The organism is Streptomyces sp. NPDC002044, from assembly GCF_040296725.1.
In the GTDB taxonomy this organism is placed as follows: domain Bacteria; phylum Actinomycetota; class Actinomycetes; order Streptomycetales; family Streptomycetaceae; genus Streptomyces; species Streptomyces antarcticus.
The window spans coordinates 1-8,666 of record NZ_JBEOXU010000202.1 but is presented as its reverse complement, the minus strand read 5'-3'; the positions used below and the strand labels follow the sequence as shown (position 1 = coordinate 8,666).

The following is an 8,666-nucleotide window of genomic DNA, read 5'->3' as shown; positions in this document are numbered from 1 at the left end:
GCCGGCGTTTGAGGCGCGGGGGTCCGGGGGCGGAGCCCCCGGGAACGGCGCCCCGCCCACCGACGACGGCGGCAGCAGCAGCGGCACCCCCCTCAGCGCCGCCGCGCAGCGACCGGCACCCCCGCGCCCGCCCCCACCCCCGCCGCCCCGCGCGGCTTCGGCACGGACGCGCCCGCCGCCAAGGCGACGGCCCCCCGCGGCCCGGACAGCACGTACACGAGCCCGAATCCGGCGGCCACCACGACCGCCCCGCCCACCGCGTCCAGCACCCAGTGGTTCGCGGTGGCGACGATCGCGCACACGGTGATCAGCGGGTGCAGCGCACCCAGCAGCTTCTGCCAGCCCTTCGGGGCCAGCACGACGATCACGATGCCGCACCACAGCGACCAGCCGAAGTGCAGCGAGGGCATCGCCGCGTACTGGTTGGAGATCGCGGTCATGGCCCCGTACGACGGGTTCGCCAGGTCCTGCGGCCCGTGCACGGTGTCGATGAAGCCGAGCGCGGGCATCAGCCGCGGCGGCGCGAGCGGGTACAGCCAGAACCCCGCGAGCGCGAGTACGGTCGCCAGCCCCAGGGAGGCCCGCGCCCACCGGTAGTCGCCGGGCCGACGCCAGTACAGCAGGCCGAGGATCGCCAGCGGGACGACGAAGTGGAAGGAGGTGTAGTAGAAGTTGAAGAACGCCTCCAGCCAGGGCGTGTTCACCACGGCGTGGTTCACGGCGTGCTCGATGTCGATGCCGAGCGCCTTCTCGATCCCGTGGATCTGGTCGGCGTTCCCCTCGGCGAGGGACCGGCTCGTCGGCGCGGCGGCGCGGATGTGGGAGTACAGCGAGTACCCGACCCGTATCAGCAGCAGTTCCAGCAGCAGGTTCGGCCGGGAGAACACCCGCCGCCAGAACGGCAGCAGCGGCACCCGCGACCACCGCGCGGCCGCCGGACGCCCGTACGCGGTCGGTACGGGGGCGCTCCAGTGCGGTGCCGAGCGCGGCAGGAACGGTACGGCGCAGGCCGCGGCCAGGGCGGCGAGCAGCAGCACGTTGTCCCGTACGGGGGCCAGGGCGGCCAGGTTCGGCAGCAGCACATCGCTCGGCAGCGTCAGGGCGAGGACCACGGCCACGGGCCACACGGGCCGGTCCGCCGCGCGCGTGCCGACCTTTCCGGCGACGGCGAGCAGTACCCACAGCAGCTGGTGGCGCCAGCCGACCGGGGACACGGCGACGGCCACGCACCCGGTGATGGCGACCGCGAGCAGCAGCTGCCCGTCGCGGGCGTAGCGGACCGCGCGGCGCAGGCCGATCCAGACGACCGCGGCGGCGAGGACGGCGTACAGCGCGATCTCGGCGGGGCCGGTGAGTCCGAGGCGCAGCAGCGCGCCGTGCACGGACTGGTTGGCGAGGCCGTCGGGGGCGCCGCCGAGGCCGGTGCCGGCGAGGTGCTGGGACCAGTACGTCCACGAGTCGCGCGGCAGGGCCGCCCAGGACAGCGCGGTCGCTCCGGCGAAGGTCACGGCGGCGGCGCGGGCCGCGGGCCTGCGCCCGGAGAGCCACAGCAGCGCGGCGAACAGCAGCAGCGCCGGCTGGAGCGCGGCGGCGAGCCCGATCAGGAGCCCGGCGGGCCGGTCGGCGGGCACCCGGAAGACGGCCAGCAGCACCAGCAGCACCGGCAGGACGGCGGTCTGGCCGGGCGAGGCGGCCTCGCGGACGGGCAGCGAGACCATCATCAGCGCCGTGAGCACGGGCGCGGCCAGCAGCGCGGTGCGCCGCGGCACGGGGTCGGGCAGACCGCGCGCGGCGACGAGCCCGATGGCGGCGACGAACAGCAGCGTCACGCAGGTCCAGGCGACCTCCAGCGACGGTACGGCGAAGCCGGTCAGCGGCTTCAGGACCAGCCCGGCGAACGGGGTGCCGGTGAACTGGCCTGCTCCGGACTCGTAGAGGGAGCCGGGCAGGCTGCCGGGGAGATGGAACCCGCTCAGCCAGTCTCCGGGGGGCACCCGCAGTACCGCGGCGGCCTGTCTGACGGCGAGCGCGCCCGCCAGCGCCCACAGCAGGAGGCGGGCCGCCCCGAGTCTGCCGCTACCGCCTATGTCCCCGGCATGTCCGTTCGCACCACTGTGCTCCGCCGCGTTCGCCACGCCTCGCCGGCCTCCCGCCCTGTTGACCGCAACCCCGACTTCGCCTGGCTGCCGCGCTTCATACCGCGTTTGATTACCGGACGACGATATCCCCCGCGGGAGGCCCCGGACGGCCCGCCCGGACAACCTGGAGATCGACAACGCCGGGAGCCGTCTTCACGGCGCTTCGACGGACCGGTGTAGGAGACTGCAGGCACGTCGTCGCGGCCTGGTCCGAGGCCCGGCCTGTGTTCCTGAGAGGTGTCATGTGCCTAGCGTGGTAAAGATCAACGCACTCACCGTCCCGACCGAGCAGCGGGAGGTGCTGGAGAAGCGCTTCGCCTCGCGGGCGGGCACCGTGGAGAACTCGGACGGCTTCGAGTGGTTCGAGCTGCTGCGCCCCGTGGAGGGCACCGACCAGTACCTCGTCTACACGCGGTGGCGCTCGGAGGAGGACTTCCAGGCGTGGATGGAGGGGCCGATGAAGGCCGCTCACCAGGGCGGGGGCGGCGGCGGAGAGGGCGGCGGCGAGCGTCCGAAGCCCGCGGCTTCGGGGTCGTCGGTGTGGTCGTTCGAGGTCGTGCAGCAGGCGTCGCCGAAGCCGCAAGCCTGAGGGCTGGGCCCCCGGGGCCCGTCCCTGGGCCCTCGTACAGGGGCCCGGGGCGGGGGCCGGGGCGGGGCCCGGGGCGGGGCGTCTCCATGGCGCCCTTGCCGAACGGCTCGTCACCGCGCCGGTTCAGGGCACGGTCCGGTGCTCCGACATGACGGGGCGCACCCCCCTCCACGTGCACGGATCCTCCTTTCCTACCATCGGTCCGGGGCTGTGGATATTCCACGCGGGAGTTCCGGCGCGAACCCCACAATGGCCACATGAACACTTACAGCGAGCAACGTGTACAGAGCGCGAGGGCCGTGCCGCCCGGCGCCGGGGCGAGCCGTACCGGCGGCGCGAGCGCGCCCGGCGCGGGCCTGCCGCGGTCCGGCTCGTGGACCGTGGCGCCCGAGCACGTCACGGCCCCGGATGCCGTCGTCCTGCGCCGCGCGTACTACGCGGAGGTCGCCGGGCGTTACTGGAACCGGCCGGTCACGGCGTCCGAGATCGACCAGGGGCTCCTTGAGTTCCCGGACGACGGGCTGGTGGCGCCGGAGGGCGGGTTCGTCGTCGGCCGGTGGGCCGGCGAGCCCCTGGCGTGCGGAGGGATACGCAGGCTCGACCCCGTCACCGCCGAGCTCACCAAGGTGTACGTCGACCCGCGCGCCCGCGGAACCGGAGGCGGGGCGGCCCTGCTCGCGGCCCTGGAGGCACAGGGCCGCGAGATGGGCGTCGAGCGCGTCCGGCTGGACACCCGGTCGGACCTCGTGGAAGCCCGGGCACTGTACGCGCGGCACGGGTATGCGGAGATACCGGCGTACAACTCCGGCCCGTATGCGGAGCACTGGTTCGAGAAGAGCCTGCTGCCGGCCCCCTCGGCCTGAACGTCCCCGCACCGGGCACCCAGGTCTTCCCCGCGGCGTCGGGTAACGGCACGGCCAGGGCGCGGCGTGGTCTGGGAAACGGCGTGGCTAGGGCGCGGCGTGGTCGCGCCGCGGGGCGGCGTCGTACGGCTCCTCCGCGTCGGAACCGCAGAGTTCCGTATTGATCTCGTGGACCAGTGCGATCAGGTCGGTCGGCCGGTCCGGCCCCCACCAGTCGCCGAGGAGTTCGGCGAGGGACTCCTCGCGGGCCGCGGACAGCTTCGCCGCGGCCTCCCGCCCCGGGTCGGTCAGGACGAGCGGCAGCCCGTCCCGTACGGCGAGGCCGCGCCCCTCGACCTGGCGGGCGGCGTCCGTGATGACCTTCAGCGGCACGTTCGTGCGTTCGGCGAGCTCGGCGGGGTCGGCGAATCCGTACTTGTTGATCCGCAGCAGCAGCCAGCTCGCGGCGGGCAGCAGGTCGTAGCCGGCCTTCTCGGTGATCTTCTCGTACACGTGGCGCCGGCCCTCCCGGGTGCCGAGCACCGACAGCGCGCGGGCGACCTCGTCGCGGGATGAGCGCTGGACGGGGTTGGACGCCAGGGTCTCGGTCACGTCGGGCGCGGTGACCGAGCCGCGGAGCGTGTCCTCCTTGAGGAACCAGGCGACGACGAAGGCGATGAGGACGATCGGCACCGCGTAGAGGAAGACGTCGGTGATGGCGGTGGAGTAGGCGTCGAGCACGCGCGGTTGCAGTTCGGCGGGAAGCGCGGAGATGGAGCGGGGGTCGGCTTCCAGCTGGGCCGGTCCGACTCCGGGCGGCAGCGTGACCCCGGCGAAGGCCGAGGCGAGCTTGTCGTCGAGCTGGTTGGTGAAGACCGTGCCGAAGATCGCGACGCCGAAGGAGGCGCCGATGGAGCGGAAGAAGGTGGCACCGGAGGTGGCGACACCGAGGTCGGCGTAGCTGACGGCGTTCTGCACCACCAGGACCAGCACCTGCATGACCAGGCCGAGTCCGGCGCCGAAGACGAAGAAGTAGACGCTCATCTCCCAGGTGGAACTGGTGCGGTGCAGCTGGTGCAGGAGGAGCAGGCCGACGGCGGTGACGGCGGTGCCGGCGATCGGGAAGACCTTCCACCGGCCGGTGCGGCTGACGATCTGGCCGGAGGCGGTCGAGGAGATCAGCATGCCGAGGACCATCGGCAGCATGTGGACACCGGACATGGTCGGTGACACGCCCTGGACGACCTGGAGGAAGGTCGGCAGGTAGACCATCGCGCCGAACATCGCGAATCCGATGACGAAGCTGATCACCGAGCAGAGCGTGAAGGTGCGGACGCGGAACAGGCCGAGCGGCAGGACGGGTTCGGCGGCCCTGCGCTCCACGAAGACGAAGACGAGGAGGAGAACGGCGCCGAGGACGGCGAGGCCGATGATCCGTGCCGAGCCCCAGCCCCACGTACCGCCGAGCGACGCGACGAGCACGAGACAGGTGGCGACGCAGGCGATGAGGAAGGTGCCCAGGTAGTCGATGGTGTGCTTCGAGGAACGCGCCGGGATGTGCAGGGAGGCGGCGATGACGACGAGCGCGACGAGCCCGATGGGGAGGTTGATGTAGAAGACCCAACGCCACGACAAGTGGTCCACGAACAGGCCGCCCAGCAGCGGGCCCAGCACGCTGGTCGCGCCGAAGACGCCGCCGAAGAGGCCCTGGTACTTGCCGCGTTCACGAGGCGGGACGATGTCGCCGACGATCGCCATCGACAGCACCATCAGACCGCCGCCGCCCAGGCCCTGCAGGGCGCGGAACCCGATGAGCTGGGGCATGTTCTGGGCGATGCCGCACAGTGCCGACCCGATCAGGAAGAGGACGATGGCGTACTGGAAGAGCTTCTTGCGCCCGTACTGGTCGCCGAGTTTCCCCCACAGCGGGGTGGCCGCGGTGGCGGCGAGCATGTAGGCGGTGACGACCCAGGACAGGTGGGCCATGCCGCCGAGGTCGCTGACGATGGTCGGCAGGGCGGTGGAGACGATGGTCTGGTCGAGCGCCGCGATCAGCAGGCCCAGCAGCAGCGCGCCGATGGAAACGAGCACCTCGCGGGAGGCGTGCTCGGCGGCGGGTCCGGACACCTGCGGGCCGGAACCGGAGTCCGCGGCCTTCTTGGTCACATCCTGCGCCATCGATTCCTCCTCAGGCCGGATCAACATCTCCATCCTGAGCGGTGTGTCCGGTTATGGCCTCTCGGGCCGGTTGGGAGGGCCTTGACGGGTCTGCATAATCGCAGGCAATGGCCAGGGAGGGATTCCAGTGAGCGGTAAACACTGTCCGGACTGCGGCGCATCCGGCGCCGGCTGCGGGTGTGCGCCGGGTGCGGGTTTCGACCCCATGCCCCTGCGCATCCGTCCGTACGTGACGATGCCCGACCTCGGCGAACCGGATGCCCCGGCGGCGCCGCCGCCGATACCGCCGATACCGCCGACGCCGATACCGCCGATACCTGCGGGGGCGGCACCGGTGACGCCAGAGGCTGCGCCGATAGCGCCGATAGCGCCGGTGGGGCCGGTGGGGCCGGTTACGCCGGTAACGCCGGTGACGCCGACATCGACGGACACCCCGGCGTACGGCATACCCGTGCCGCCGGCGCATCCGACGTGGCCCACGGGGTCGGGGGCCGGCTCTGGGGCCGGGCCGGGTTCGGGGGCACGGCCGGGTTCGGGGTCGGCCCAGGTGCCCGCGCCGGGGGCCGGTCCGGCGTCGGCTCCCAGGCAGGGGCAGGGGCAGGGGCAGAGGCAGGGGCAGGCTTCTGGGCTTGGGCAGGGTGACACGGTGCGGCTCCAGGCCGTCGTGCCGGGGGACCCTGCTGCGCCCGGCGGGGCGACCGGCGGCGGCACGGCGGGCGGCGGCGCTGGGTTCGGGTTCGGCGTGGGGGCGGGGGGTGGGGGCGGGGGCCCGGAGAAGCGCACCGGCACGGCTTCCCGCCGGCTCCTGCCGCTCCTGCTCGGTGCCGCCGCGGTGGTCGCGCTCGGCGGCACGGCCATGGCGCTGTGGACGATGCCGGACTCCTCGGGCGACGAGGTGACCCTGCTCGACGCCAAACCGTCGGCGCCCGTGGTGAGCGTGGCCCCGCCCGTTCCCTCGCCGACGCCGTCCGCCGGGGCGTCCGCCCCGTCGCCCTCGGCCTCGCGCTCCCCGTCACCGAGCGCCTCACGCTCGGCCTCCCCGTCCCCCTCGCCGAGCCCTTCCCGCTCGGCGTCCCCCTCCGCGTCACCGAGCCCGTCACCGAGCGCGAGCCGCTCCCCCAGTCCCAAGCCCTCGGCGCCGGCACCGGGCCCGACCCTGCGGTTCGGGGACTCGGGCGCGGACGTGGAGAAGCTGCAGCGGCTGCTGGCCGATCAGGGCCTGTACCGCGGCAAGATCAACGGCCGGTTCGATTCGAGGGTGGAGTGGGCGGTGTCGACGTTCCAGTTCGAGAACGGCATCGACGACGAGGAATGGGGCGTCTACGGTCCCGTGACCCGGCGCGCCTTGGAGGGTTAGTTGGAGGGTTAGGGGGTGAGCGAGTGTGACGTCCCCCTGGCCGATCCCGACGCGTGGGAAGTGGCCTGACGCTGGAGGGACGGGGGTCACACCTCCTGCGGTGGCGCGAACCGCTCCGCGTTTTGTATCGTGTAGGAACAAAGTGGTTCCGCCTTCACTCCCTGACCGGTGGGCGGAACCACTTGTTCTCTTTTCCCGCCCGTCTGGAGCCCCGCCGATGCCGGCCAGCACCACCGCCACCACCGCACCCGTCGTCCTCAGCGCCAAGGCCCTGCTGCTGGACATGGACGGCACGATCGTCAACTCCGACGCGGTGGTCGAGCGCTGCTGGCGCGACTGGGCGGTCTCCCACGGCCTGGACCCGCAGGAAGCCCTCAAGGTGGTCCACGGCCGTCAGGGCTACGCCACCATGGCCGTACTGCTCCCGGACCGCCCGATGGAGGTCAACCGCGCCGAGAACGCGGTGATGCTCGCCCGCGAGACCGCCGACACCGACGGCGTGGTCCCGGTCGCGGGCGCCCCGGAGTTCATGGCCGCCCTCGACGGTCTGGCGCATGCCCTCGTCACGTCCGCCGACGCGGCCCTGGCTGCGGCCCGGATGACCGCCGCCGCCTTGCCGATGCCCGACGTACGGGTCACGGCCGAGTCCGTCCAGTCCAGCAAGCCCCACCCCGAGGGCTTCCTGAAGGGCGCCGCCGCCTTGGGCGTGGACCCGGCCGACTGCATCGTCTTCGAGGACTCCGCTGCGGGCATCGCGGCAGGTCAGGCGGCAGGAATGCGCGTGATCGGCGTGGGCCCGCGCGCGGCCGCCCACGCGCCTACGGTCCATGTCCCGGACCTGACGGCCTTGCGCGTCACGTCGGCTCCGGACGGCTCGATCCTCGTGTCGGTGGCGGGGGCATAGGCGGGGACGTAGGCCGCCCAGGGGGCCGGTTGAGCGGGGACCACGCCGGGCGGAAGCGCGCGGTGTTGGGGGGTTCCCGTCAGTCTCATCGTCTCTCCGGTTCGGGCCGGCCCCTCAAGGGCGCTCCCTGCGGTCGCGTCGCTACGCGATGGCCTACGGCCACCCTTGACCGACCGTCCCGAACCGGACATACGAGACTGTCGGGAACCCCCCAAAAGAACGGCACCGGGCGAGAGATCCCACCCACCAGCAGCCAGAGAAAGACGGGCCCGCTCCCGCACGCATCAGATCGCTACGCGCTTCACTCGGCCTAGCGGCTGCGGGCCGGCTGGGGCTGGACATAGGCCGCATCAGATCGCTACGCGCTTCGCCCGGCTTAGCGGCTGCGGCCCGCATGGGGCTGGACATGAGCCGCACGAGATCGCCACGTCCTTCGCTCGGTATAGCGGCTGCGGGCCGGCTGGGGCCGGGCATGAGCCGGCCGCGAAACACCCTGGCTGCCCGGGTCGACCAGAGCGGCCTAGGGCGGGTCTGAGGTCTCGCCGGTCGTCGCACACCTCTCGTAGCTCGGCAACTTCCTCTTGACCGCCGCCCAATGACGTCAGCCGCCCACCCACATGTGGGCGGGAGAGGGGAATTTGTGGCCGGGCCGGGTGAT

Annotated in this window: 6 protein-coding genes; 4 read left to right on the top strand and 2 right to left on the bottom strand. The window is 72.8% G+C overall.

The genetic code is table 11. The annotated features are described in order from the left end of the window. Positions 1 to 92: 92 nt before the first annotated feature. Entirely contained in the window at positions 93 to 2,135 is a 2,043-nt protein-coding gene (locus ABT106_RS29390) for a bifunctional glycosyltransferase 87/phosphatase PAP2 family protein (RefSeq protein WP_502979520.1), read from the bottom strand. A 247-nt stretch (positions 2,136 to 2,382) separates the two neighbouring features. Between ABT106_RS29390 and ABT106_RS29385 the strand changes: the two genes are divergently transcribed. Continuing rightward, complete coding sequence (locus tag ABT106_RS29385) at positions 2,383 to 2,727, top strand: antibiotic biosynthesis monooxygenase family protein (protein WP_351283363.1); 345 nt, start codon at positions 2,383 to 2,385, stop codon at positions 2,725 to 2,727. 257 nt (positions 2,728 to 2,984) lie between these two features. Beyond that, on the top strand, positions 2,985 to 3,590 hold the full coding sequence (locus ABT106_RS29380) for a GNAT family N-acetyltransferase (RefSeq protein ID WP_351283361.1): 606 nt from the start codon (positions 2,985 to 2,987) through the stop codon (positions 3,588 to 3,590). A gap of 87 nt (positions 3,591 to 3,677) precedes the next feature. On the opposite strand, the gene ABT106_RS29375 is transcribed toward ABT106_RS29380, so the two are convergent. Further along, positions 3,678 to 5,747: a DHA2 family efflux MFS transporter permease subunit gene (locus ABT106_RS29375; RefSeq protein ID WP_351283358.1), complete on the bottom strand. Its 2,070-nt coding sequence runs from the start codon at positions 5,745 to 5,747 to the stop codon at positions 3,678 to 3,680. A gap of 646 nt (positions 5,748 to 6,393) precedes the next feature. Between ABT106_RS29375 and ABT106_RS29370 the strand changes: the two genes are divergently transcribed. Continuing rightward, complete coding sequence (locus ABT106_RS29370; protein ID WP_351283356.1) at positions 6,394 to 7,104, top strand: peptidoglycan-binding domain-containing protein; 711 nt, start codon at positions 6,394 to 6,396, stop codon at positions 7,102 to 7,104. A gap of 217 nt (positions 7,105 to 7,321) precedes the next feature. Beyond that, positions 7,322 to 8,008 (top strand): HAD-IA family hydrolase, encoded by a 687-nt coding sequence (locus ABT106_RS29365; protein WP_351283354.1) that lies wholly within the window; start codon positions 7,322 to 7,324, stop codon positions 8,006 to 8,008. Positions 8,009 to 8,666: the final 658 nt, after the last annotated feature.